The organism is Paraburkholderia sediminicola (genome assembly GCF_046026855.1).
Lineage (GTDB): Bacteria > Pseudomonadota > Gammaproteobacteria > Burkholderiales > Burkholderiaceae > Paraburkholderia > Paraburkholderia sediminicola_A.
The window spans coordinates 74,480-98,780 of sequence record NZ_JAQQET010000032.1 but is presented as its reverse complement, the minus strand read 5'-3'; the positions used below and the strand labels follow the sequence as shown (position 1 = coordinate 98,780).

Here is a 24,301-nt window from a genome sequence, read left to right as displayed (position 1 = left end):
CTCCGGTGTCAGTCGACGGCCATCATTTCCTGCATATACGCCTCGCGCCAATGCGGCACACCTGAGGTGAAATGCTTGTCGAGCACGGCCTGCGCGCGGCCGTCGGAACGCAGCGCGGCGAGCGTCTCCCTGGGGAAGCTCGCCTGGAGCATCCGCGTCTGGTTGGGTGTGACCCACAGGTAATCGCGGTTAGGCACCGCATCGGTAATCATCTGGATCTGGTCCAGCGTCAGGCCGAACTTCTCCTGGTAGAGGTGCAGGTTGCTCTTCGCATCGCGGTTCGGCAGGTAGATGATGTTAGGGATGTTCTCCTTGAGCACTTCGAAGTCCGCAATCCGCGCAACCTGTGCAAGGGATTGCGTTGCCATCATCAAGGTCGCGTTAAGCTTCCGGATGGTCACCGCCCACACCTCGAGCCGCTCATAGAAACGCTGGTTCTTGAAGAAGAACCCCGCCTCCTCCACCTCGATCACGGTGTAGCGTTTGCCGTCGAGCCACTGGGAAATCCGGTAGAACGCGTAGTCCATGAACAGCGCCGCCGCTTCCTGATAGTTCAGGAACAGGTCGCCCATCTCGATCGAAATGTCGTCGGACAGCGTGAACGCATCGTCGACGTGATCGAAGAAACGCCCGTTCTTTTCCCCGCGCGTCCAGACCGCGAGGCGCTCGCGCAGTTCGTCGGGCAGGAGCGTGTTGAGAAATGACAGCGTCCAGAGTTCCGGACCGTAGCCTTTGCCGAGCGTCTCCACCGCCTCAAAAATCATTCGTTCCTGCGGCTTGGTGCAGCGGAAATCGTCGTCCTCGATTGCCATCTGAACCCACTCGGCAACATACGGAAAATGCTTTTCGTCATGCAGCAGTGACAGCGGGTTGACCGACGTAGCCGCTTCGAAGCGACCGGTTGCGTCGATGAATCTGCCGCCTGCGAGGACAGTCGGAATGCGGGTCGAACGGTCCTTATCGAAGCGCACCCGGCGCGCCTTGTGGCGGCCCGTCTGCGACATGAGGAAGTTCAGCATGATGGTCTTGCCGGCGCCGATCGGACCGAGAATCAGCAGGTGCGACGCGCCACCGGGCTGATGCAGGTTGACCCGCTGCAAGGTCTTGTGACGTGTCGGCAGCAACGTGAGCGGCCCCGTCTTTTCGCCTGACTGTTCGGTCAGCCAGTCGTTGACCGTATGACCCTCTGCCACACTGCGCAGCGGCGCAATATCGGAGACGGCCGGTGTCTCAACAAATTGCAGGCGCCGCTGCTGATCCCAACGGCCGGGCAACGTCGATGCCCAGCAGGCGAACAGGTTCTCGCGCTCGACGATGACGCCGAACCCGGCATTGCCTATGCGACCGACGACCTCGCGCGTCGCGTCATCGCATTCCTCGATCGTATCGCCATAGACGATCACGGAGATATTCGCGAATCCGTACTGCTGTCCGTCTGCGACCAGTTTGGCCAGCGCTTTTTCCGCTTCATCGGCTAGCCGTTCGCGGCCCTCGTCGTTTTTCTGCTCTTCCTTCGTGAAGTACTGCTTCACCATCGACCACGGATTGAACGCCGCGACCTTGTAGAACTTGCGAATCTTGTTGATGTAAGCCGACGCCTTGGTGGTATCGAGAAAGCGGAACATGATGCAGACGTCCAGTTCCGCATCGACTTCCGCCAGTACGTCGAGCGCCGCCTCCTGGAACCCCATCCATTCCTTCACACCGATAATCTTCGCGTAGCGCTTGCCGTATGCAGACTCGAACATCAGGTGTTCAGCGCCGATCGTCGCAACCGTCTCGGTGAGATGCGTGTCGAGCATCGTCACCGGGTATCGCACCCGCCGCGGCGGCACGGAAGGGTTGGCGGTCTGATGCAGGAACGCGAGGGCGTTCTGGAGCTGGAGGCGCTTCATCTTCAGTCGTGTTACCCCGCCCTTGAAGGCATCGAGCACCGACTCGAAACGTTTAATTTCGGAGGTCAACCGGTCAATGTCGAACGCAAACGCGCTGCGTGCGAGGACCGAGTCCCTGATCGTCTCAAAAATCGCGACAGGGACGGACTTGCCACCTACCGTCATGTGGTACGCGACCTTCTCGAACACCTTGTTGATACCGGTTTCTGGCGTATACGCGAGCGAGACCGAGTGCGCGTTGCGGAAATACTTGCCGCTCGCAACATGCTTGCGGTTGATTGCGTCGACCCGGTCGTCGATTGAGGCCGCGAAGGTACCTTCGATTTCTCCCTTGATGCGCCGGTGTGACAGGCGCCACCACGCCGTGACGCGATGGTCGAAGTTCTTGCACGCGTGATCGAGGTTGTCGCGCGCCGCCGAGATATCGGACGTGTTCGGGCTGTCGGCGTCGATTCCCTCGAACGTGTAGACGCTCAACAGCGACCCATCCTTGTCCAGAATCAGTTCCGGCGTGACCATCGTCGCCCACGGCGCGATCTCCTGGATCGCGCGTTTCGTGAATTTCTTCTTCAGCATGGAAGATCCTGATCAAACCCGTATGGCCGCTTGAAACGCGCCGCGAACTTCGTGGTAGGCACCGGCTCGTACACGTCCGGATAGCGGTTGTAGACCAGCATCACAAGCCGCCACCACGGATCCTTTGACGACTTCCAGCGCAGCAACCAGTGCAATCCAACACCAACGACCAGAAATGCAGGCGTGGTGCTGCTGTAGCAAAGCAGAATCGTGAGCGTGCCGCTCGCGATCGCGAGCCCACGGTCAGCACCGCCGATCTGACGCGGCAGCGACAGCGAGCGGCTGACCTTGGTCCGTTTACGCACAGGTGTAGTTGATCTTCAAATGGTTCTTGACGATTGGAATCGCGCACGATGCGATACCCAGGCCAACCAGGACCAGCGAGATGAACTTGCCGATCGAGCTTTCCGAGTTAGCAATCGCGACGGCGCCGATAATGATCAGCACGATGCCGATGGCATACAGCCACGGCCCGCTGACGTACGACGAGATCAGACAGATCACGTCCGTGGCGGAGCCGAGATCCGACATATCGACGGCCGAAGCCATCGGTGCGAAACAGACAAGCGCGGCAGCGACTATCGTGCTGCGCAGTTCCCTGCGGCTGAACAGACGTACACCCAGCCGGCGGAGCGCGGCTCCTGCCAGATCAAATTGGGCGAAAAGGTGCTTCTTCATTGCTACTCCAGTCAGTTAGAAAACACGATTGAGGACGTAGTCCCCGTCCTTGAAACCCTTGATCTCGACGATCTCGGAAACGTGGCGCAACTCGCCGGTGCGGCGCATATGGATCACGTAGTCAAAGCAGTCGGCAATCGACTTGCGCATGTCCGCAAGCTCCCATCGACTGCCAGGCGGGATGCCAAGCATGGCCAGGCTTTCCAGGCGGCTCAGCCCGATGCGTGCATTGTTCGCGTGGATCGATCCAAGGCCACCGTCGTGCCCGGTGCTCAGCGCCTGGATAAAATGAAATGCCTCGCCACCACGGACTTCGCCGACGATGATCCGGTCCGGCCGGAACCGCAGGCATAGCGCAACCAGTACCTCGGTCGTGACACCCTTGTCCGGGTTAGATAGAAACCGCACGAGATTCGGTGCGCGCAGCTTCAACTCCATCGTGTCTTCGATAGTGATGACGCGCTGGTCGTCGGGAACCTGCGCGGCGAGCGCGTTCAGAAAGGTGGTTTTGCCGGTCGATGTGCCGCCCGCAACGAGGATGTTCTTGCGCTGCAGGATCAGCTGGCACACCGCGGCCATCAGGGCGTCGTCTTCAATGCCGGGGATGAACAGATTCTGGTCATCGCGGTCCTGAAGCGCATTGATGCGTGAAAATGCGCCCATCGCGACGTAGTCATCGAGCGAAAGGAGCTTGTCGCTGTGTTTGCGGATGGACAGCGCGTGACCATCGATTGCGGTCGGGCGCATCACTGCGGCGATACGCAAACCCTTGTGACCGGCGTTGATGATCCCCTGCGACGTACCTGCGCGTGCCGACTTCTCAACGGACGACGCGAGCGACAGGACCGCTCCGTTGAGCGTTGCCTGATTCAGTCTCAGGTCGAGCCGGTGCATCTGGCCACGCTGCTCAATCCACACACTGTCGAAATTGTTGATCATGATTTCGGCAACGTCGGACGCTTCGAAGTACTCGCGCAGAGGCCGCAGCGATTCGAAGAACATCTGCACCGCACTCTCTTCGAGAGGACGGAGCTTGAGCAGGGAAGTTTCGAGGGACTCAGACATGCAGCTATTGTTAAAGCTGCGCATGCCAACGGCAGGCCGAAAGAGTCGCGAAATTTGAGCGCTTTCGAAGCGCGGCGCTGTCCCGTGCTGCGCGATCATCTGGCATGCGCCCGGGCGCACTCACGAGCCTGTTCTTGCTGCCGCGTTGCCGTGAGGTTGACTGGTCCGATGCCGGAGTGCGTTCAACGCGTTACGCGCCCTTAGGCGCTAAGCTCCCGAAAATCGGATATCTTTCCGGTTTAGACAAGCTGTTTTCCGTGTAATGACCGCTCGCCTCTCGAACTGGAGATTCACACCTTGCGCGTAGGACGCCCCGTCAAAGCCCTCCCCCAACCCGACTGCGACTATTGCGGGGAACGCGCGCTACTGGCCCGCGCGGATGACGAGGCTTATCCGTACCGCGAGGACCACGGCCCGTTGTGGATCTGTACGGCGTGCCAGGCGTGGATCGGTATCCCCTCGCGCAGCACCCGCAACGTGCCGTTGGGGCGGCTTGCCGACGCGCCTTTGCGCGACGCTAAAAGCCGCCTGCACGATATGCTCGAACCGCTGGTTGCAGGCAAGGTCCGCCGCGATCGGGTCAACCCGTTCGAAGCCCGCGCGAAAGCCATCCGCTGGGCCGCCGGCGAACTCGGCTTCGACCCGCTGCCCGCATCGATTCACAACCTGTCGCTCGAACAGTGCGAGCAGGCGATCCGGTACGTCGAAGCATTCATCGCGCATCGCCGCGCTGCATCACCCGACGATCGCGCTTAAGTGACATGTCCCGACAGCCGATATCCTCTTTGCAAAGATCACCAACGAACGCTGATGCCCAAAACACTTCCCTTCTCGCGCAACACCAACGCAGCCCGTGCACGTCGGGCCAAAACGATGCTGTTGCCGATGGCGCGCGCCACCGCCGACGAGCTCGCGCTGAGGGTGCACCTCGCGCTCGCAACGATGCGGGACTGCACCGCCGGTGTGTGCGACGCCCAGACCCTCACGCAGACGATGATCCTCACCGGTTTTATCGCCGAGGCGGGCTACGGCACGGCCACGTACGAGCAGCTGGTCGTCGCGGAGGCCGCCATTTCCGCTGCGTTCGACCGCGGCCGCGACACGGGTGAATGGCGGCTGGATGAGGGTGCCGCAAGTCTGTTCGCCGCCATCGTCACAACCTACGACGAGCAGTTGCGCCGCGCCCCGCTTTGGGCGATCGCCGAAGCGAGCGAACGGCTCGACCGCTTTCAGGCGGGCGAAGCGTACCAACGAACGGACCGAAAACTGGCCTGAGCGTGTCGCGCTGCTGCGACAGAAGCGCGCAATGGCATTGCGCGAACCAGATTAGGGTTTATACTGAATCCGTCTCCTCCATGTCTCCTCCGATATGGATTCAGCCCGCCCTTGAGGCGGGCTTTTTTCTGCCTGTCGCTATAATCCGGCGAACGAAAAACGGATGATTCGGGATGAAGGGAAAAATCGCTGACGGCGAAGCCCGCGAGCGGCTGATCATCTGGATCCGCCGACGCATGCAGGAATTCGGCATCTCATTCGACGCATTGGAAGCGTCCCTGCTGGAAGATGCCGCACATCCGCCCCTGTACCGCGATGCGCGAGGCAACGACTGGAACGGCATTGGCCCGATGCCTGACTGGCTGGCGGCCGCGAAACACGCCGGCGTTAGCCCGGACTTCTTCCGCATCGAGGAGAAGCCAAAGGAAGCGCCACAGCGCAAACGGGATGCGATCTACAGACAGGCAGACCTCTTCGAATAACTTGCGCCCATAAAAAAAGCCCGGCTGTATAGCCGGGCTTGAGTCAGGGAAACGGGCAGCAACGACACGCCCACTCAACAGATCACTTCCATCATCTCGCCGAACGGAGCCTGTTTCGCGCGCCGCAGCGGTGTGGTTGATGCCCACAAGACAGGAAACCCGGGCGCCTCGTCCGGGAACCGCCCGTCCATATCCGTCAGATAGACGAGAAACGCCGGATTGATCGCCTCGTCCTCAACGCGCGTGAACGGATCGACGAACGCCGTGCCGCCGCCACCTCGCACTGGCAGAAGATCGATCGGATCGCCCCGCTCAAAAATCTGCACCTGCGTGACGCGCTCATCGCAATCCATCACGATGAGCCGCCGCGGCCGCAGGCTGTCGTTCACGGCGAGAATCTCCGCGTCGAACTGGGCCTGCGTTTCGTCGAAAACCGAGCCACTGGAATCGCGCACAAACACCGCGTCGCCAACAGCCGGTTCATGAAGCGAGGGCAGGTACAGACCCAGATGCAGATAGCGCCGGTTAGGCATCGCGAAGCTGTAATCAGTCGGCGACGCCTGCTGCGCAAACCGGTGCAGGATCGAGCGCCAGTCGACAATCGGTTCAACTGCCTGCCCGACCATCGCCTGCAGCCCACCGGGCAGACCACCGCGCATCTGGGCCGCTTTCGCAGCCTGAAGCACGGCAACCTTCCATTCGGCTTCGTTCACCGGCTTGTCGTCACCCTTGTACTGACGCACCTCGCCACACGAAGGCGCGGATTTGGGGCTCGGGGTTGCGTCCGGAGTGTTCGCGCCGTTTGCGGATTGCGGCGGGGTATTGCCCCCGGATTGTCCACCTGACTTGTCGCCTGGCTTCCCGTCCGTTTTGCCACCGTCCTTCTTCCCCTTCTCCCTCTTCCGCGCCTCCTGCGCGAGGATCGAGTAAATCTCTTCGGCCGCAATTCCGGAAAAACGCGGATCGATCAGTGCACCAGCCGGCAGAATGAATCCCGCCGATTTAAGGATCGGGTTGATCGCATGGTCGCACGCGTGGTTCCAGAGCTCTGGGTCACGGTCGCCCATACGCCAGCAGTGACCGTTGGCCACGTGCAGTACTTCATGCGCCAGCACGCCCCGCACTTCGAGATCGTTCACACTTGCAAGATACGCAGGGTTGTAACCGACTCGTACCGAGTCAGTCCAGAACGTCTCACAGGACGGATCCTCCACGACGGTCAGACGAAGCGCCAGCGCGCCAAAGAACGGCTGATCCAGAACAAGGGCGGTGCGCTGCTTTGAGATTCGCGGATCCATGCGTACCTCAGGCAACGAGCCGCAGAAGCGGCGTCTGATCTTCCAGCGCCGTCGCCTGATCCTGCATCGGCTCCGGCACGCCGCCCATAAACGCCGCCATCAGCCCTTCGATTTCCTGGGCTTTGGCAGCGACCTGCGAGCGCAGCACGCGCGACTCTTTCAGATCGGCACCGGTATGAACGGCAAGGTGCCTGTTCGCCTGATCGAGAATATGCGTGAGCTGCGGATCGTTGCTGAAGTTCAGCTTCGGCAGCAGCTCGCACAGTTCGCGCACCTGATTGGTCACATCCAGCCGGACATTGCCTTCCGCGTACAGCCGGTCAGCCAGCTTCGACGTTGCCTCGTACAGACGGCCGACCAGATCGTTGTTGGCCGTCGAAATGCTGGCCAGAACGTGCTGATCGATCTCGCCCTGCAGCGACGAGAGTACGTCACCCGGCAGATCAATCCCGAACTGGCTTGCGTCCGGAAACGGCAGCACAGCCATCTTGATGCCGAACTTGCCGGACATCTGCGCGAGGCTCGGATAGTCCGCTTCGTTGAACAGTCCGTTCAGCTCAGCGCGCGCTTTTTCCTTCAGGTCGAGATAGTCCGTCAGGAAGACCGAAACGGCGAGGTCGAACTCATCCTTCAGCTTGCGCATGTGGTCGGCGAAGTCCATGTAGATCATCGTCGGCAGGAGGCGTACGCCCAACTGATCGTAGTCCAGCGAATGATCGTAGTAGTAGGCGCGGATGCGGTTCCCGATCGAAACCGCTTCCTTGTAGCTCGGCGCATGCTCCGGCATGAGCCGCTTGTTAAAGCGCCCGATGCCTTTGGCCTGATGCGACTTCTCGACCTCCTCGGTGACCTTCCCGTCGAAACAACGGGCGTGCCACGCAGAGATTGTGACCGACGACAGCATGACCTTCGATTTGATATCGGTGATGTTCATGGATAACTCCAGAAAAGTAAGGGTATGGATGACGCAGAAAGAAAAAAGCCACGACGTGCGGATGCAGGTCGTGGCCAGATACAGCAAAAAAACAGAAGGGTCAGGTACCCTGGATGATCTTTCCGATCTCACCACCCTGAGCGCGGACGAATGCGTCGGTGTTTGCGAGCGTCGGAGTACGACGAAGCGCATCGCGCACGAGCAGAGCCCCGAACTCGCGACTCCCTCCGCTGATGATTCGATCCGTGTACGTCAGCACCCGATCGAAGTTACCTTCGTTGGAATACGCCGCGAGAGCCGCAGTCACCGCATAGAGCGCCGAGGTGTTTTCCGGGATCTGGGCTGTATCGGGATTGAGCAGGATTGAATCCGGCGAAGGAAGTTGCCGGTAGATTCCGAGAAAACTCATCAACTCGGTTGCGGCCTCTACGCCGACCGTCCCTGAGTACGAGAGCAATTCCAGTCCCTTTGGCACAACCGGCATCGTTTTTGCGAGAAAGCCCCAGGTTCGGGGACTCGGCGAATTCTCGATGTCGCGGCTTCGTTTCTGGACGAAAAGAAGATCCGGCCGGAAACGTAGGAAGGCGATGAGTTCCGCCGGTACGTTGTTCAATATCGCCCACGCGGTCCAGTCGTTGACCGTTGGCTGCAACTCAACGACCGTCGCAAACCGGGAGATAACGGGGTCGAGGATTCCCGACACGCCCGCGTTGTCTGACCGTCGGTTGGTGGCGGCGACGAAGGTCACATGCGGGGGGAGCTCGTGGCTCCCTACGCGCCGGGCAAGCAGCAGTTGCATCTTGGCCGCCTGAACGGCTGGCGACGCCTGCCCGAGATCGTCCAGAAACCAGACAAGCGGCCTGGTGCTGTTAACCGCCCGCTCAAGATCGCCGAACGGGAGGTGCGCTGCCGTCTTGCCGTCTGCCGACGGAAACGGTAGGCCCTTTGAATCGGTCGGATCTTCGACAACCGGATGGCTGATGAGCAGGTCGTGGCTCTTCGCATATGCGGCCCGATCGACGATGTCGCTTTTGCCGATGCCGGCAGGGCCGGTGATGAGTACCGGCAGCCGCGCCGGAATGTAGGCTGTCAGCAGTTCGATCAGTTGAGCCGGATTAACAGTGGGTCGCGTGGCGACCGGGGATGCAGGTGCGTTCATGGGTTTGCCTGAAAGAGAAAACCCACACGAACGACGTCCCGCAGGGACGTGGTCCCTGTGGGAAAGGTGGAATGCCGTGATACGGCGGATCGATGCGTCTGGGACGCGGGTGATACGTGAAGTCTAGGCCCGTACCGTTGTGCCACTCTGCAGAAAGGTCTGATTTTCGACCCAGCTTTGTGCCGGCGTGCAAACCTGTAGCCCGAAAAAAAAACCGACGCGTAAGCGCCGGCCTGTTCAAACGGTTAACCGACGCGATCAGGCTGCAAGCTGCACGTCCAGCACCGCCCTCGCATACGCGAGCGTTCCATCTTTCGCCTTCAACTTGCGCGCAAGGCCGCGGGCCGGGTTGACCAGCAGGTAGATCCTGCTCGCGCCCTTCCGCTCGCTCCTGATTTCTGAGAAGCCATCCGAGATCGCCTGGTCGACGAACTCGGCGCCGTTGAGCACAGAACCGTCTTCCACGTGAAACCTCACCGTCTGCGCCTGCTCGCGCGCTTCCTTCGCTTCGCGCTCGCGATCCTTCTGCGCTTTCGTCGCCGCGGCCTGCAGTTCCCAGTTCGCCTGCTCTGCTTCATCAAGACCGCAAAGTGCAAACACTGCGCGGCGTCGATCCGAGGGCTTGAGGCCGCGAATCTTTACTCCGAGAATTTCGCGCACGGCCTGCTTGCTGAGCTTGTTCCAATCATCCGCGGTATCGAGTACCGACAGCAGGTATTCGACGTCGCGCTCAGCCAGCCCTGTGGCGAACCGATTCGGCCATTCGTAAGTCGACCGGCCGTGATCGAGGAGTGCCATCTGGCGCTGCAGCTGATACAGCCGCTTGCTGATAAGACCTTTGGCGAGTTCGCCTTCGGCTCGCTTCAGATCCTCGGCCCGCCGGTTATCCGCGACCAGTTCGCGCAAACGCATTGCCAGCTCCGACGTAGGGATGCCAACATCAAGCGGCGACATGAAACGGTCCGGCAATGGCAGTGATTGCAGCAAACCGACCTCATAGAGCCGGTTGTCGATGACGAGCGGATCGACGTCGGCCGGCAGTGCCTCCATGGCGGCGATGTACGCAGGTGCGGTTTCGCTGGAAAGTGTGATCTTCGCGTGCCGAAGCACTTGCGCGAGCCCGGCCCACTTGCGCGGAGGTACAGCACCGCGCAGTTCAGGTAGATCGAGCAGCGGCCGTGCCCAATCGAGGCCATATTTGAACGTTTCTTCCATCGCGCGGTAGTCGGCGACGACCGATTCTGGAACCGGTCGATTGGCCACAAGTGCGTAAGCGACATGCACCGCATGCCGCCCGTTCATCTGACCGCTAACGGGTTCAAGCGGACCGTTGAACCCGAACCCCAGGCGCTCCATCGCTGCCTTGTGGACGCAGTTCGAAAACTGGAAGTATTCGCCGCGAGACTTTGCGGCTGCCTTCTCGGCCTCGATCTGGCTGGACGAGAACAGCAGCCGCACATCCTTGTCCAGGCCAAACAGCGCCTGAAAGCTCTCCCAGTGGTGCGGACGTACCTGCCAGGGTGCCGCTATTTCGCCGCTTCGGGCAAACCAGGCAGTTGCAACCTCGTCGACGAGGGCCGTCGCGAAATCCGATGCCGCCTGCGTATGACGGATTGTCAGCGCGCCGTTGAAACGGGTCACCGTCACCGGCACGCCTTCGCGGGAAAGCTGGACGTCGTCCGTGGCCACCGTCTGCAGCGTCGGCTCACTCTGGAACAACTGGAACACTTCAATCAACGTCTGAAGTGTGAACTGGGAAATCGGTGTGGTCAGGGTGTACATGCTTGCCTCGTGCGTAAAAAAATGGAGAGGCAATCACCCCGTGGGGCGATTGCCCCATATGGGAAAAGATGAAACTGGTGGTGCTCAGTCGATATCGAGCAGCCGTGCGACGACCGCCGCAACCGTCCAGGCCTGCGAGCGGGACAACGCTTTGATGCGCATCAGCGGGACACTCTGCCAACGGCCGCTCCCTGCGCCGTCTTCAACGAAACGGACGAAGTCTGCCTGGATGATCCAGCCTTCGGACGTCCCGCGCTCGACCGAAAGGCTCAGTCGGCGTCGTCGGGCGAAGGTATCGGGCCATTCAGTCGCGGACCGCAGCCCGTACTGTTCTTCGTTGGGATCATCGACGGTGTTAGCCACCGAGACCCATTCCGGTTCAATCTCCGTGCGGGCAAGAGCCTGTTCGACCTGACGGACGACATCGATGACCGATTTTCCGACCGGATCGAATGGCGCCGCGGCAAGCTCGACGGGTAAATCCATCAATTGGGACATGGTTGGGTTCCAGAATAAAAAAAGGCCACACCCGAAGGTGTGGCCTTTGATTGATGGCGGGCTGCTAGATGCAGCCCAAAGTCAGTTTTTGGTCTAGTGGGAGGCACGTGAATGAGTGCGCTCGCGATCCGCCTTGCGGCCGCGATTGGTCATGTACGAGCCATACACACAGACCGTCAGGCCAATGGCCAATGCAAAAAGTCCTAAACCCATGTTCATTCTCCGTTCATGGAGTCCATGCCGATGAAAAACAGTACCACAAACAGGACGACGAGAACCGAAACGTTAAACGCTGCGGCCAGCGTCCAGACCGTAGTGGAATGACCATAGCCAATGGCACCCACAGCTGAAGCTGCAGACAGCGTGTGAGCGAAACGGCCAAACTGCTGGCGTTGGTCTTTGCTCCACGAATTACCTAGATTGAGCAGCCGGAACCCGGAGACTGGTTTCTTCAGTGCAACGCTTTCGCGCGACACCGAAAACGTACCGTCCACCCGGGCGTCGAGACGTAGCGATACGCCGTCAATCTCCGCCGTGACTGTCGGCGGCGCTTCAGACGTCGCGAACTCGCGCAGGATCGATGCGAGTCGCTCGGATGGCACAACGTTGTCCAACTGCTGGATGAAGGTTGCCCGGTCGACGATGCTGATGCCAGACGGGTATTCGATGCGGATGTCAACGATTTGCATCGTTCCTCCTATCGCCGTTCTGCGTCCAGACCCGCGGCGAGCCGCAGGCCTCCCAGCAACGCGTCGTACCCGTCGCGGGACGACAGTTGCTCGATCGGTACCGCATTGTCGCCACCGCCCGACAGATCGGAGCGGCCACGACGCGTGCGGAACGACATCGCTACCGATTGCCGGTAGGGCGAATCGGCGACTTCCAGCATCACGGCGGGAGTACGGAGTGTTACACGACAGCCGCGACCACGGCGTGCCGACTCGGCGACGATCTCGTGTTCGCCGGAGCGAAGACGAAGATCGCGGGCCACGCGGCGCAGCATGCGCGTTGCCTGGTCTGTGATGGCGGCGTCGGTCGACGCGCCCGCACTGCGGCGATCGGCATAGAACACCTTGGGGATTTTCAGCATGAATGACTCGCGAAAAGAAAAAAGCGAGGCTCCCTTTCGGAAGACCTCGCTATGCAGGAGTTGTCCGGCGGATGCCGGTGGGGGGAATTGCGTTAATGCGTGACGCGCAGTCCCGAGTTAGTGGAAACGAGAAGGACGTGGTCTCCCGGCGCGAACTTCTGATCGTCCGGTTGAGCAACCACCAGCGTGCGGCCAGCGTTAGTGCGTACGACAATCTCCAGACCCGCGTGATGCGACAGGACTGACGAGATTTTTTGCGTGATGAAGCCGGATGCGGCTCCAGTGATGGCACCGGCGATATATCGCCCGTTGCCGTTGCCGATAGTGCGGGTACCGAGGAAAGCACCGACGCCTGCGCTCAGGAGAGAAGTCAGCCCGGAGTTATCCGAACTGGCCTCGATCGTGATGTTGCGCACGCGAACGATGGTGCCTTCTTCGAGGGTGCCAGCATGCTGAACGTCGTAGCGCTGGTACGTGTCCGGAGAACCGAAGTCGGTACCGGCGCATGCCGTCAGGAGGGACAGAAGAACAATGCTGATGATCAGTTTGAACATGGTTGCCTCTAAAAAAGAAGGGCAACCGGCCCGTCAGGGGGTTGCCCTGACGGGGAATAAAAAGAGCGGGCGATACGTTGCCCGCAAAGGTGCCGAGGGTTCGGCTGAGAGAACGTGCACACCGGCGGCGCTGGGGTGGTGGGGTCGATGCGCTGAAGCGCGGGGAAACAGGACCAGTCTACGAGGCCGGCACCGTCGCAGCGGACAGAAACGTCAGGAAATCACCATCGCTTTCGCGACACTGCGGCCAGCGCGCCTGCCTTGCGCGTCGACCGGAGCCGGCAGCGCTAGAATTGGGGGATCTGAATACAACCGCCAGCACGGCCGACCACCACAATGAAAATGACAAACGACGAGACGCTCGCCATCCAGCGCGGCCAAGCCATGTTTGTGGCGGACGTGGGCCGGGTCGTGGCAACGATCGCCGAGCGACACCGGGCAACCGGCGCGCCGCTCACCTGGCAACTGGTTCGGGAAATACGGGAGGAGGCCCTGGCGGATATCGGGCTCGCGGGGCGTTGGCCGGCCCAGGTTCTTGACGAGCTCTGTTCGATCGATCTCGCGCCGCCGCTTGATGGACCGCTACGACAGCAGGACCTCGCCACACTTGGAGAACTGGGGCGCCCGATCGCTAACGTCTTCAGGGACACTATTCCGGCGTTAGGAACACCAGCACCGGCTGATCGGCAGGCAATGTGAATTCGAGGAGACGCCCAGCCCGGACATCGAGAAGCAACTGTTCGAGCGCGTTAGCCCGCGTCTGTGTGTCCGGCAACAGGCTGTTGCCCGCCACGACTCGTTCCTGCAGAATCCGGCGCTCCTCGATAATCCTGACGACGGCGCTGCGTCGCGGCATAAACACGCGATCCATCTGGGTCCGCCCTACTTGATCGGGGCTAAATGTGGGTGGGTAATCCATAATGGACCCGCAGCCACGGCAGAAATTCCGCACCAGAATGGAAAAAGCGCCGCCCGTTTGACGGGGCGGCGCTGGTTCAAGGAATGAACGGTTGCAACGGCGATAGCCTGGTCAGAAAATCGTAATGCATCCCTGGGCATCGTCGTCCCACTCGATTCTCAGCTTCGCCGGTGCGGGCTCAATGTATGAAATGCTCTTGCACCCCTGACACTCGGCCGCAATCCGCGCCTCCCTGTCGGCAGTAAAGAGCTTGAATCCGTCCGCGCCGCAACCGCCGCAGCGCATCTGTTTTGCATCCACCATCACGATCACTAACCTCCGAACAGTAAAAAACGTGGCTCCCGACTAAGGGACGAGCAGCTAAAAAAATGCCGCTCCTTTTGGGAGCGGCATCGTTCAGTTTGTTGCCTTCGCCTTGCGGCGCTTCGCGGCCTTAGGGTCCGGCGCGGGCGCCTCGTAACCGAAGCGTGCCCACGCGGCTGGGTCGATCGGAATCGGATTCGTCCGCCCCGTTGCAAGGTTGACGAACACGCCCGAAAAAGCCAGTGACCCGGTGCGAAAAAGCGTCCAGAGCAAATTGAACGCCTGCACCGAAATCGCCTGGTTGATGACCAACGACTGCTTGCGCAGCGCGTCCGCCATACTGCATGAGGGTGTGTCGTCTCCCTTATCATTCTTCGCGTTCAGCAGGTCCGGAAACAGGTCGCCCACGTGGGGCAACCGGTCGTGCCGTGCCGTGCCAAATTCGCCAAGAATGACCTGCCCGCGGTCCGTCTCGTTCCCGCAGTCAAGGTAATACGAACAACGCCCTCGCTTTGCCGCCTGAACAATCGCGTGACGCGCGCGACGGGAATCGACACATCCAACGACCAGATCAGCATCGAACCTGACGCTCGAATCCACCCGTCGTGGCTCCGCGTTCCAGCGGGTCCCCATCAGGTTATTCAGGCGATTGACCATCAGAAGCGCCTTGTGCTGGCCAACGTCGTTCGGATAGAAGCCCTGCCGTCCGACATTCGTTTCGCTCACGGTGTCATCGTCAAACACGGTGCATTCGATACCACCCGGGTGCCCCAGTTCAACCATCGCATGGTGCAGACGCGCGAGACTCGGAAGAAATGCGCTTCCGGTTCCGCCTGCCCCGACAACAACGACCTTCCAGGCCCGCTGGATCATCTCCTGCGGAATGGTGTGCGTGATCGGCTGACTCATCGCGTCACCTGTGCCGAAAGCGCATTTGCCCACGGCTCAGGGATCGTGCCGATTTTCTCGAAGATCCCCTTGGCACATAGCCGCAATGCCGTCGACGGTTCCTGATGGCAATGCCCGAGCACAAGCGCGAACTTTACGTCGTGCCGGTCATCCTGATTGTCGGTACGCGAAAAGAAGGCTTCCCCCCTTCCGTGCGAATGACAATCCACCACGACACAATCACCGTCCGCGAGCGGCGGCCGCTCATAGACGAGGTAGCCGGGGCCGTGTGAGAGCGACGGCAGCGCGACGAGTCGAAACTCCAGCGTCAACGCGCTCCACACGATCCATGCACCCGCCTCGTTGGGAAGTGCTCTGCGAGCCATCTGCAGAAATTCCGCGACGAGAGCCGGTGGTACCGAACCGCAAAGCAGCTGCGTCTTCTGTTCGACGGCACCATACGGGATCGCGGTATCCACTTCGTAGCGCGCAATGCGCCTGATGATGTGAATCCACGCGCGCATGACTTCCAGATACACGCCGTCGGCAGCGACAAGCAACCGCTCCCCGGGCCCCGTCATGGCGACCAGTGGTTCACGCGCCGGCACCATGACCGACGGGAACGAACGTTGAAGAACCAGATCGACCGGGTTCATTGCGCCCTCCCGATCTTGCCGCCGATCAGGTCAGCCAGGGTCGGTTTGACCGGAACAAGAAGTTCCAGCGGGAATCCGGCGTCGAACTTGCCATCGAGCATGTCACGCCAGAACGCAAAGAAGCCCGTTTCGTAGTCGACACGCTTACCTCCCACGTTCGGATGCGTGAACGCCGAATTGAAGAAGCCCGACTCCCAGCCATCTATGGACGCCACGTCAATACGGCGTGGCACTTGAGCCGAACCAATGCAGATCTGGCCCATATCCCACGTGTTGAAGTACGGCGGTTCAAACAGCACCGAATCGAGCGATGGGCGCCCCGCGTCTTTCAACGCGAAGACACTGAAGCCCTTCGCCGCTGCCTGAAAGGCTAGACCCGGGTGCGAAACAACGGCGCTACGCTTGCCCAGTTCCTTGCAATCGAAAAAGACACGGCGGGATGCAGGCGCACACCACCACGTCAGTGCGTCGGGAGAGATGGCAAGCACGGTAGGCGGGAGGAAATCAGCCTTGGGTGCCGCATTTTTGTCGAGGTTGCGCAACGTCCCGAGCAACGCGTTACGGTCCATCGGACGACCCGCGCCGATCAACGGGCGGGAAGTCTTCGGGTCATGGGATACAGGATGGATGGTCGCAAACTGATCGCCATTCTGCCCCGAGTAAAAAAGAATGGCTGACGACAGCTGAACTTCGCTGCCGGTGTTGCCTTTAGCAATACCAGTCATGGGATGTTCCTCTAAATAGTGATGAGCGCCAGAAGGCGATCAAGATGGGTAAGGATCTGGAACGCGAGCGCCCAGTCGGCGTATTGCCGACGTATAGAGCCGCGGGTCAAGGCAAAGGGACTGAAACCCGAGTAGTACGTGTACTCGCCGCTCTGCGATTCCTGCTCGAAGTGATCGTCGAGGAGCTCGCCGATACGTTCGCTATTGGTTAGCGCGATACTGCAGGCCGCATAGGCAGGACTTCCGTCGTGAGCACCCTGAAACAGATCCCTCTTTCCGGCGTGCCTAAGCAACCTGGTAAGCGTGATCATTTCGGTGCACACTCGGCGAGCCATTCCGCGGCAACGGATACGCAGTTTGAGGAGCTCGTACTCGCTCAGCAGCGGGTTTTTCCGCCGCCTCCCGGCGACGGGAGCGGGCTTGCGCAGCTCATCCGGATAAAACTCCGGTTTCACCGCTGATGGCAGGTATCGGTCAGCATCTTCGCCTTCGAGACCCCGATAGTCCGCAATGAATTCCCGTACCTCATCGTCGGACGCGTTTTCGTCGCCTTCCCAATGCCAGCAGGAGAACTCGTTGAGAAACCAGCCGGGCGTCCGCACAAGCAACGTCTTCCAGGAGGCCTGGTCGATGAGCCAGAGCACACTCGGCAACAACAGTGGGTGAATCGCGCCAAGCTCATCTCCCTTTGCCCCGATAACATAGAGGTGCTCATCGGGCAGCTTCAGGGCCAGATGCAGCGGCGATGTCGGGGTGAAATCATTTCTCTCGTACTGATGCTCGATTGCATCCTGAACAGCGTTCGAGTCCATTAATTCGGCCCCGAAACAGAGACGCTGCGTGGTAGGGAGCTCGCGCTGCACCCAGGCATAGAAAGCCTGCTGGAACGCATCGCCCGCGTCGACCGGATCATTGACGTCAGCCGCACGCAACGGCCCGTGCTCGAACTGGGCAATGACGAGGTCAACGAAAGGCGCTTCCTCGCGGTGGCGGACCCTGGCCAACGGCGGGATGCCGTCATGAAGGTCCGGAAGAGTCAGAAAATCAGTGGCAGGTCGACGTCCGGCAGCGGCAACGCGTGACGATTGCCACGTCGCGCCGATGCACCCAGCGACGCCTCGATCAACCGATGAAGAATCGAGCAGCATGATTTGACATCCTCGTCATATAAAAAAACCGCCCTTTCGGGCGGTTCCTCGGAGTTGAAGCCCGAGTCCGGATCGGACAGAGCTTTGAGCAGGGTGGATTTACGCATTGGTGCCTTTGGCCCCAGCTGCACGCACGAATTTGTATCGAGCGACCTCGCCCGCCATTTCCGGACCGTCGACCGCTGCGGTCGTCAGTTCGGGATATTGAGCGGTGTACAGATCGCGAACCTGATCTGGCGAAAATGACGGCCCGGGATCCAGAAGAGTCATACCGTTGTAGGCAAACTCCCGAACCAGCGCGGCAATGCTGATAGTCATAAATTACCTCACAGAAGAAGTTGGGAAAGGTCGGTACCCGCCGGCTTGTCAGTCGCCTGCGGCATCGATACTTCGCCACCCGGTTCTGACGCTCCGGCCGAATCAGCCTCCTCGTCATCGTCATTGCCCGAAGACGGCGCCGGCAATGCAGGTGCCGTCTTCTTCGACAGCGCCTTCTGGGCCTTCCCCGCCTGGGACTTCTCAGCCTGCTGCAGGATCGCCGTTGTCGCCGCGACCTGTTCATCGAGCGATTTATGCGCGCTCGAATACGACTGAACCGCGGCAAGGAAACCCTCGTCGAGCTCGGCCCCCGTCGCCGTCAGAATCAAGGGCTGGCGCAGAACAGCCTCTTTCGAGTCGCCCTGGGGCGTCAGAAACACGACCATCCTCTCGCCATCCATCGACAGCGACAGCACCAGCTTGCCGGTCGTGCGAACCAGCGCTTCAATTGCCTGAAACATGGAAACTCCAGAAATAAGAAACGCCGCGCAATGGCGGCGTTGAATGGGAGAGCGCTTCGGCATGACCCGAGCGCACGTCAGAACTTGAGCACCTTCGGCACCTTGCCTGCATAGTCGAAACCATCGACTGCGAGCAGGGCCTCGATAACCTCCGGCTTCGATTTCGCGAAAACCTTTTTGACACTGTCACCAAGCGCGGCACGAATGCCTAACTCGTCGGCCAGCACCATCATTTCGGACTTGGTAATCAACTCCAGAAACTCCTTGTCGAGCTTCCAGTGTTTTTTAAGGTCCAGCTTGTGGGTTTTGCAGAGTTGCGTAAGGTAAGTGACATCGAGCCCGTCGATCGCGGAGAAGATCATTCCGATCATCAGGTTCGACTGAGCATCGGCGCCTGCCGCCTGCACCGCTTCGACAGCCTTGGGCAGGTTGGCGACAGGTGAGTCCGTGCCGGTGATCCGCTCGAACAATTTGCGATAGACAGCATCGTCGATCTGTCGGGCATGACCGCTGAGCACGACGGCGATCAGGTACTGGCGCGCCAGATCATGATCCATGCCGATGTCGGCACGCAGGGCCTTGCGCCACAGCTTCACACGATAGGACTTGACCCTCTCGGATTCGGCCACAACAGTCGCAGTCGGATTACTCGCGGCCACCGTAGTGGCGGATGCGGCACCCGCCCCTTTCGTCCCCGGTTTGCCCTTGTCGGCAGCAGTCTTCTGCGGCGCCGTTGCAGCTTTCTCAGCCTGAATACGGGCGCCGACCTTCTTCATGTTGCAGACCGTATCGAAGCACTGCCCTCGATAGACCTTTCCCATGGCGTCAGGCAAACCGCTAACCGCAGCACCGTAGTTCGAGCAGGCGTGGCAGGCTTTCGCCTGTTCCAGCCCAACGCCTTTCGGCCCGTCTACAGCAAGTTGAACGCGGGTGTTGTTATCACCTGCCCGGACGATTCGCACCACCTGAAACTCTTCGCGCAACGGTACCGCGATCGTTTCAAGCTGCTTTTCCGTCTTCTCGTTGAAGCAGGCTCGGTTGGTACAGTTGCCTGTCCCGATCGCTTCGCCAAACATCTGGGCCTGAGTCGACGAATTGTGCGGGCAACCCGCGCAGTCCGCCTTGTCAAAAATCGCTGAAGCCAGTGCGCACGACGCCGATTCGACCAGCTTGCGCACATCTGCGGCCGACCGCTTCTCAGCGACGACAACAGGCAGGACCCTGTCCTGATTCTCCTTCGAGAGCGCGGCCAACAGTTCAGCGTGAGCGATGCTGATCTGTCGCTGGCTGAGTGCGTCGAGCACTGCTGTGGAACAGTTCAGCAGCGCGAGGCGGCCATCCAGTGTCGAGCGCGACCACCCAAGAATCTTGGCCGTCACGTCGCGATCGCCACCGTGCAATCCAAGCAACTCGGCGGCATCGACCGCTTCTTCAGCGGGAGACAGATCGTCGCGCTGAATGTTTTCAGTGAGCGCAATACGGCGCGCCTCGACATCATCGACCACCCTTACAGTGATGGGCATCGCATAGTCCCCCCCGTGGGCATCTAACGCTCCGCGGTAACGGCGACCACCAGCGATCACCTCGAAATCGTAGTCTTCTTCAACTACGGGACGAACGATGATCGGCGTATCTACGCCGTGCGCCCGGATCGACTCGGTGATTTCCGCCATCTTCTTCGGATCGAAGTACGTCCGGGGATTGCGACCGAGCCTGATGCGCTTGAGGGGAGCAGTGAGTTGTTGTTGCATTGCAGGTTCTCCAGAGAGGGAACCTGCCCCCGATCGGGAGTGGTTCCCGATGGGTTTAACAAACGGTTGCCGGGCGAGCCGGCGGATCGATGCGTCAATGACGCTGAAGGTAGAGCAACGATACAGTCAGGTGTCTCAGCGGACGCGGCGGAAAGACGCAAAAAACATGGCGTCTTAGAGACTTGCCGCAGGCGAAAAAAAGCCCGATCTCGCGATCGGGCCGTAGCACACGTTACTTCATGGTGGATCGCTCCACAGAAAAATACTAACTTGCGAAAACAACTACGTCAAAACAGGGTCATCTGCTCGATACGATCAAAAATCGTGTTCTCTGCTTTCACAGCAGTCGCCTGCCCGGTCAGCGCTTCGAACAGGGCTGCTATAGATGTTTGTGCGTCGAACTGCATCTCCGCACGATCAGCATCGACCGCGACGGCGACGTCGCCTTCCTCCTGTTCAACTGCGTGATGCTGTCCATCAGCGGTTGAAGCGACCTCCGGAACGGCCAACCCCGGCGCGTGTCCGTCTGGAGCCGTCGTTCCCGGTTCGTTGCAATTGCCCGGCGGCTCCGTGTACCCGGCGATGATGCTCTTAGCCTCCGCTTCGCGCCGTCGTCTGAGTTTGCGACCCCAACCAAGCATAACGTGCGCTGGCGTGTACCAGACACCCCACACCTCGAGTGAGAGGCCGTTACCGTGCACAACGATGGCCGGGATACCCAACAGCGACAACTGGACAAACGCCATGTGAACACAGCGTTGATCGATATCAACGCAGGTAGCGTGCAGGGTCTCGGGGTAATTCAACCCGACCTGATGCATTGCCTGAGCCGTCGCGACCACCATTCCGGCCGACCCACACGCCGGTTCCTGGAGGGTGACGAATCCTTTCTCCCGAACGGAAGCGGCGTCGCCGACGGTCATCATCGCCATGAGCAACGAGACGCTATAGGGCGTGAAGAACTGCCCTGCGCGATCGTTCCCCAGCTCCAGCGCCATAAAGATCTCGCCGAGCACGTCGCCCAGGCCGTCGCCCGGAATCCCGGGACATCCCGGATCGCCAATCGCATCCACGCGCGTGCGATAGCACATCTGCAACGCCGCAAACATCGCGGCAAATCGCTGGACCTCCTCAGCCTTGTACTTGCCGACGATGTCCAGGTAACGCTTCTCCCGCGCATCGAACTGCGGGTGATCGAAGCGATTGCTGAGCGCTAGCGCGCACATCTCGACGAAGTCCGAAAACACCGTGTACGGGTCATGCGAATGCGAAAACTCTCGCATCGACTTGATCAGTTCGGTCTTGTAGGGATCGCCGCCCATTGCAGCGCGTTCGACCCGCTGGCGCCGGCTCATTGCTGCTCTCCAGCCGGACCGCGAGTTCCGCCCAGTTGCGTTGCCAACACCAGCCACAGGCGATCAAAATCCGGCGCTTTGCCCAGCGATAGCGAACGTTCGATATCGAAGCCAGCCTGTTCGAAGACCGACTTACGGTCAACGACAGGTCGTGCAGCTCCGATGGCGAACTGCTGCCGTGCCTTGGTAATAATACGATCGGCGAGGACTGAATAAGTGCGCCGCAATTCCTCCACGATCTCGCGGGTACCGGGAACCCTGACGGCCGGATCACTCATATCCGCGAAGAGGCGCTTCTCCGTCGCAGCGATTGCGCTGTAGTGACGCCATGCCGCAGTCTGTGCGTCGATGAAAGTTTCGATGAAGTGGTTGTACATGCCTGACTCCTGAAATGGACGAGGCATGCCCTTTGGGGACAATGCCCCTGAGGGATAGGAAAACGTTGGATTGAGCGTGCCTACACGGCGTAGTGCTTGCGCACCCGCCGGCGTCGCTCGGCAAACGGCCGACCGCCAGTCACCGAAAGCGGTGCATGAAACACAAGGTGACGTAGCGCGGCTGTTCGGTAAAGAGGGCTGTACTGGTCCCTTGATCGGACAATCTGCAGAAGCACCGCCTGTGGCAGGCCGTTCGTGTGGCAGATCATCTTCACAAGGCGAAGGATTCGCAGTGACTTCACAAGTGCTTCCGTAGCTGTAAGACGGAAACACATCCGCAACGGGCGTGAGTCCCGTCGGGCTTAAGAATAGGCGCGCTCTGCGCGGGCCAGGTCGATGCGTCGGCGACGCTGTGGATCGAGTCATCGTAGCCGGTTGCTTACCGCAGGAAGGTCCGAATGCGCCGACAAACCACCCAGCTTTTGCCACGCCCATGTTATCCACAGAGTGGATGGGATAAGCCTGTGGACAGTCCGCCGAATCACAGTCCCGACGTGCCCTTCGTCGGCGGTGCCTGCAAATTGCGCAGCATGCCCGTGCGTGCAACTCGTTACGCGCCCTTAGCCGGAATGGTGCGGGAAACCATACAGCTTTCGACCTAAGCGCGACAACGAGCCCGGGTGGTTGCCCTGGCATCGTCACGAAAGCTCCCGAAATCCCCACCGCTTTCGCCCGTCCATTGGCTCCACATCCGGCCAGAATCAATGCACGCGCACGCACGTGCGTTCCCCTTCCCAGGAATGCCATGACCGAACCGATCGAGCAGCGGGACCCTGATTCGCTGAAGCTTCGCCGGGTCTATTACCAGACGGATGTCGCCAGCTTCGGCGAGGGCGTGGTGACCGACCATGATCTCGAGACCGGCATCGTCACCGTGATGGACGACGGGGACCAATCGTTCTGGCGCGGCCAGGAAGATCTGGTCGAAGTGATCGTTTAACGCCATGGAAGACACATGCACAAACTGATCGCGAAATTACTCCACCGCTCTCCCCCTTCCCACGTCGAGCGACTGGCAGGCCGGGATTGCCGCCGGCTGATCAAACGAATCGACGAAACCCGCGAACTCGTTGAACTGTTGCAGGCGCAGGCGCCCGATCTGTTACGCACGCACCCATGGGTTCTGCTGTGGCTCGAAGACAACGATTCGTTCCTCGTCGAGCTCGCCGAAGCCATCGGCGAACCGTCGCTTACCACTGACTCGCGCCACCGCTCCGGTATCTGGCTCCGACCATGGCCATTGCAGCCGCTACCGGCGCGCACAACAAACCCTGACCACATCGAATCGCAAACCATAGGTGCAAAGTGACCAATCTCCGAATCCGCAATCAGTTCTGGGGCTCCGCCGCCCTCGTTTCAGCCCTCTTCGCGACGTTCTTCGCGGTCATGATTGCGGTGACCGGCGGTAGCTCGCCAATTCAGGCCGCAGCTCTTGCCGCACTTACAGCTTTCGCGGTCGAGTACGCCCGTAAGCAAAAGCTGGCCAGACTCCGATCGGAGCTTGCGCAATCCGCCCGATCGACCGACTGCCTTGTCCTGATCAACGGAGTCGTCGCTGGTTCTATTCCCGAGCCGGATTACATCGAGCTGCGCATCCAGTCGATGCTCGATCCCCGGAACTATGTCGGCCAGTTCATTGAGGTCGCTCGTTTCCTCATCAAATGTCTCGTGGTAACTGGGATCGCAATGCCGGTGCTGCTGTTCTGGTGGTTTATTGTCGCCACGGCTCTTGCACCGGAGAACGTTCTTCACAACCTGATGCCGTTTTACAGAATCATGGCGGCGGCACCTTCACTTGCCTCGACGGCGCCGATGCTCGGTCAACTCGCCAGAACGATTCTCACGATGACGGCGACATTCAGCATGCTCGTGAGCGGAGCGATGGGCTTCTTCTCGAGCCGTTTTCCCATCACAAACGTCTTCCAGCGGGCGGTAGACGAGCGACTGCGCCGCATCACCGGCACTGTGGCCAGGGGTGACGTCGGTGTATCGCGCTCCGTTGACACCTCGGCCGGCAACAGCGGCCGCACCGCGCGCGCGGCCTGAGAACGACG

General features: G+C 60.2%; 30 protein-coding genes. 7 read left to right on the top strand and 23 right to left on the bottom strand.

Going from position 1 to position 24,301, the window contains the following annotated elements; all coding sequences use genetic code 11:
- Positions 1 to 8 precede the first annotated feature (8 nt).
- Genes PQR40_RS29475 through PQR40_RS29460 form a run of 4 tightly spaced genes read right to left on the bottom strand, consistent with a single transcriptional unit; the run spans position 9 to position 4,214 of the window.
- Entirely contained in the window at positions 9 to 2,471 is a 2,463-nt protein-coding gene (locus PQR40_RS29475) for a VirB4 family type IV secretion system protein (RefSeq protein WP_408510437.1), read from the bottom strand.
- The gene (locus PQR40_RS29470; protein WP_408485410.1) at positions 2,465 to 2,728 is read right to left on the bottom strand and encodes a conjugal transfer protein; all 264 of its coding nucleotides are present in this window, start codon (positions 2,726 to 2,728) and stop codon (positions 2,465 to 2,467) included. The genes PQR40_RS29475 and PQR40_RS29470 overlap by 7 nt, the downstream gene beginning before the upstream one ends.
- A gap of 40 nt (positions 2,729 to 2,768) precedes the next feature.
- On the bottom strand, positions 2,769 to 3,149 hold the full coding sequence (locus tag PQR40_RS29465) for a TrbC/VirB2 family protein (RefSeq protein WP_408485360.1): 381 nt from the start codon (positions 3,147 to 3,149) through the stop codon (positions 2,769 to 2,771).
- A 15-nt stretch (positions 3,150 to 3,164) separates the two neighbouring features.
- Positions 3,165 to 4,214, bottom strand: a complete 1,050-nt coding sequence (locus PQR40_RS29460) for a TadA family conjugal transfer-associated ATPase (protein WP_408510436.1) — start codon at positions 4,212 to 4,214, stop codon at positions 3,165 to 3,167.
- Positions 4,215 to 4,511: 297 nt separating this feature from the next.
- Here PQR40_RS29460 and PQR40_RS29455 point away from each other — a divergent pair, with 297 nt between their 5' ends.
- The 3 genes from PQR40_RS29455 to PQR40_RS29445 all read left to right on the top strand — a co-directional run bounded on the left by PQR40_RS29455 (position 4,512) and on the right by PQR40_RS29445 (position 5,971).
- On the top strand, positions 4,512 to 4,970 hold the full coding sequence (locus tag PQR40_RS29455; protein ID WP_408510435.1) for a zinc-finger-containing protein: 459 nt from the start codon (positions 4,512 to 4,514) through the stop codon (positions 4,968 to 4,970).
- Between the two features lie 54 nt (positions 4,971 to 5,024).
- Positions 5,025 to 5,489, top strand: coding sequence for a hypothetical protein (locus tag PQR40_RS29450; protein ID WP_408510434.1), 465 nt, complete (start codon positions 5,025 to 5,027; stop codon positions 5,487 to 5,489).
- Positions 5,490 to 5,662: 173 nt separating this feature from the next.
- A complete protein-coding gene (locus tag PQR40_RS29445) occupies positions 5,663 to 5,971 on the top strand; it encodes a hypothetical protein (protein WP_408510433.1) in 309 nt (102 codons plus the stop codon).
- 74 nt (positions 5,972 to 6,045) lie between these two features.
- On the opposite strand, the gene PQR40_RS29440 is transcribed toward PQR40_RS29445, so the two are convergent.
- The 8 genes from PQR40_RS29440 to PQR40_RS29405 all read right to left on the bottom strand — a co-directional run bounded on the left by PQR40_RS29440 (position 6,046) and on the right by PQR40_RS29405 (position 13,286).
- Complete coding sequence (locus PQR40_RS29440) at positions 6,046 to 7,269, bottom strand: vWA domain-containing protein (RefSeq protein ID WP_408510432.1); 1,224 nt, start codon at positions 7,267 to 7,269, stop codon at positions 6,046 to 6,048.
- 7 nt (positions 7,270 to 7,276) lie between these two features.
- Positions 7,277 to 8,203 carry a hypothetical protein gene (locus PQR40_RS29435; protein WP_408510431.1) on the bottom strand — a complete coding sequence of 309 codons (927 nt, stop codon included), beginning with the start codon at positions 8,201 to 8,203 and terminating at the stop codon, positions 7,277 to 7,279.
- Positions 8,204 to 8,303: 100 nt separating this feature from the next.
- A complete protein-coding gene (locus PQR40_RS29430; RefSeq protein ID WP_408510430.1) occupies positions 8,304 to 9,362 on the bottom strand; it encodes an ATP-binding protein in 1,059 nt (352 codons plus the stop codon).
- A gap of 258 nt (positions 9,363 to 9,620) precedes the next feature.
- Positions 9,621 to 11,144 carry a hypothetical protein gene (locus tag PQR40_RS29425; RefSeq protein ID WP_408510429.1) on the bottom strand — a complete coding sequence of 508 codons (1,524 nt, stop codon included), beginning with the start codon at positions 11,142 to 11,144 and terminating at the stop codon, positions 9,621 to 9,623.
- Between the two features lie 84 nt (positions 11,145 to 11,228).
- Positions 11,229 to 11,642, bottom strand: coding sequence for a hypothetical protein (locus PQR40_RS29420; RefSeq protein ID WP_408485338.1), 414 nt, complete (start codon positions 11,640 to 11,642; stop codon positions 11,229 to 11,231).
- Between the two features lie 215 nt (positions 11,643 to 11,857).
- Positions 11,858 to 12,331: a hypothetical protein gene (locus PQR40_RS29415; RefSeq protein ID WP_408510428.1), complete on the bottom strand. Its 474-nt coding sequence runs from the start codon at positions 12,329 to 12,331 to the stop codon at positions 11,858 to 11,860.
- Between the two features lie 8 nt (positions 12,332 to 12,339).
- The gene (locus PQR40_RS29410; protein WP_408510427.1) at positions 12,340 to 12,732 is read right to left on the bottom strand and encodes a hypothetical protein; all 393 of its coding nucleotides are present in this window, start codon (positions 12,730 to 12,732) and stop codon (positions 12,340 to 12,342) included.
- A gap of 92 nt (positions 12,733 to 12,824) precedes the next feature.
- The gene (locus PQR40_RS29405) at positions 12,825 to 13,286 is read right to left on the bottom strand and encodes an outer membrane lipoprotein (protein ID WP_408485332.1); all 462 of its coding nucleotides are present in this window, start codon (positions 13,284 to 13,286) and stop codon (positions 12,825 to 12,827) included.
- 336 nt (positions 13,287 to 13,622) lie between these two features.
- Between PQR40_RS29405 and PQR40_RS29400 the strand changes: the two genes are divergently transcribed.
- A complete protein-coding gene (locus PQR40_RS29400) occupies positions 13,623 to 13,985 on the top strand; it encodes a DUF2471 family protein (protein ID WP_408485331.1) in 363 nt (120 codons plus the stop codon).
- On the opposite strand, the gene PQR40_RS29395 is transcribed toward PQR40_RS29400, so the two are convergent.
- The 11 genes from PQR40_RS29395 to PQR40_RS29345 form a co-directional block, all read right to left on the bottom strand.
- Complete coding sequence (locus PQR40_RS29395; RefSeq protein WP_408510426.1) at positions 13,936 to 14,142, bottom strand: hypothetical protein; 207 nt, start codon at positions 14,140 to 14,142, stop codon at positions 13,936 to 13,938. The genes PQR40_RS29400 and PQR40_RS29395 overlap by 50 nt on opposite strands.
- Positions 14,143 to 14,316: 174 nt before the next feature.
- Positions 14,317 to 14,511, bottom strand: coding sequence for a hypothetical protein (locus PQR40_RS29390; protein ID WP_408510425.1), 195 nt, complete (start codon positions 14,509 to 14,511; stop codon positions 14,317 to 14,319).
- A gap of 90 nt (positions 14,512 to 14,601) precedes the next feature.
- Entirely contained in the window at positions 14,602 to 15,417 is an 816-nt protein-coding gene (locus PQR40_RS29385) for a PRTRC system ThiF family protein (RefSeq protein ID WP_408510424.1), read from the bottom strand.
- Positions 15,414 to 16,052 (bottom strand): PRTRC system protein A, encoded by a 639-nt coding sequence (locus PQR40_RS29380; RefSeq protein WP_408510423.1) that lies wholly within the window; start codon positions 16,050 to 16,052, stop codon positions 15,414 to 15,416. Before PQR40_RS29380 ends, PQR40_RS29385 begins: the two co-directional genes overlap by 4 nt.
- Positions 16,049 to 16,777, bottom strand: coding sequence for a PRTRC system protein B (locus PQR40_RS29375; RefSeq protein ID WP_408510422.1), 729 nt, complete (start codon positions 16,775 to 16,777; stop codon positions 16,049 to 16,051). The genes PQR40_RS29380 and PQR40_RS29375 overlap by 4 nt, the downstream gene beginning before the upstream one ends.
- A gap of 11 nt (positions 16,778 to 16,788) precedes the next feature.
- Entirely contained in the window at positions 16,789 to 17,925 is a 1,137-nt protein-coding gene (locus PQR40_RS29370) for a PRTRC system protein F (protein ID WP_408510421.1), read from the bottom strand.
- Positions 17,926 to 18,024: 99 nt separating this feature from the next.
- A complete protein-coding gene (locus PQR40_RS29365) occupies positions 18,025 to 18,243 on the bottom strand; it encodes a PRTRC system protein C (protein WP_408485317.1) in 219 nt (72 codons plus the stop codon).
- Positions 18,244 to 18,251: 8 nt separating this feature from the next.
- Positions 18,252 to 18,704, bottom strand: coding sequence for a PRTRC system protein E (locus PQR40_RS29360; RefSeq protein ID WP_408485315.1), 453 nt, complete (start codon positions 18,702 to 18,704; stop codon positions 18,252 to 18,254).
- 77 nt (positions 18,705 to 18,781) lie between these two features.
- Complete coding sequence (locus tag PQR40_RS29355) at positions 18,782 to 20,455, bottom strand: PRTRC system ParB family protein (protein ID WP_408510420.1); 1,674 nt, start codon at positions 20,453 to 20,455, stop codon at positions 18,782 to 18,784.
- Between the two features lie 287 nt (positions 20,456 to 20,742).
- Positions 20,743 to 21,777 (bottom strand): N-6 DNA methylase, encoded by a 1,035-nt coding sequence (locus tag PQR40_RS29350; protein ID WP_408510419.1) that lies wholly within the window; start codon positions 21,775 to 21,777, stop codon positions 20,743 to 20,745.
- Positions 21,778 to 21,806: 29 nt separating this feature from the next.
- Positions 21,807 to 22,187, bottom strand: coding sequence for a hypothetical protein (locus PQR40_RS29345; protein ID WP_408510418.1), 381 nt, complete (start codon positions 22,185 to 22,187; stop codon positions 21,807 to 21,809).
- Between the two features lie 805 nt (positions 22,188 to 22,992).
- On the opposite strand from PQR40_RS29345, the gene PQR40_RS29340 reads away from it, so the two are divergent.
- From PQR40_RS29340 to PQR40_RS29330, 3 genes are read left to right on the top strand one after another with little or no spacing between them, the layout of a single operon-like run.
- Positions 22,993 to 23,187 carry a hypothetical protein gene (locus tag PQR40_RS29340; RefSeq protein ID WP_408510417.1) on the top strand — a complete coding sequence of 65 codons (195 nt, stop codon included), beginning with the start codon at positions 22,993 to 22,995 and terminating at the stop codon, positions 23,185 to 23,187.
- 15 nt (positions 23,188 to 23,202) lie between these two features.
- On the top strand, positions 23,203 to 23,556 hold the full coding sequence (locus PQR40_RS29335) for a hypothetical protein (protein ID WP_408510416.1): 354 nt from the start codon (positions 23,203 to 23,205) through the stop codon (positions 23,554 to 23,556).
- Positions 23,553 to 24,293 carry a hypothetical protein gene (locus tag PQR40_RS29330; RefSeq protein ID WP_408510415.1) on the top strand — a complete coding sequence of 247 codons (741 nt, stop codon included), beginning with the start codon at positions 23,553 to 23,555 and terminating at the stop codon, positions 24,291 to 24,293. The genes PQR40_RS29335 and PQR40_RS29330 overlap by 4 nt, the downstream gene beginning before the upstream one ends.
- Positions 24,294 to 24,301: the final 8 nt, after the last annotated feature.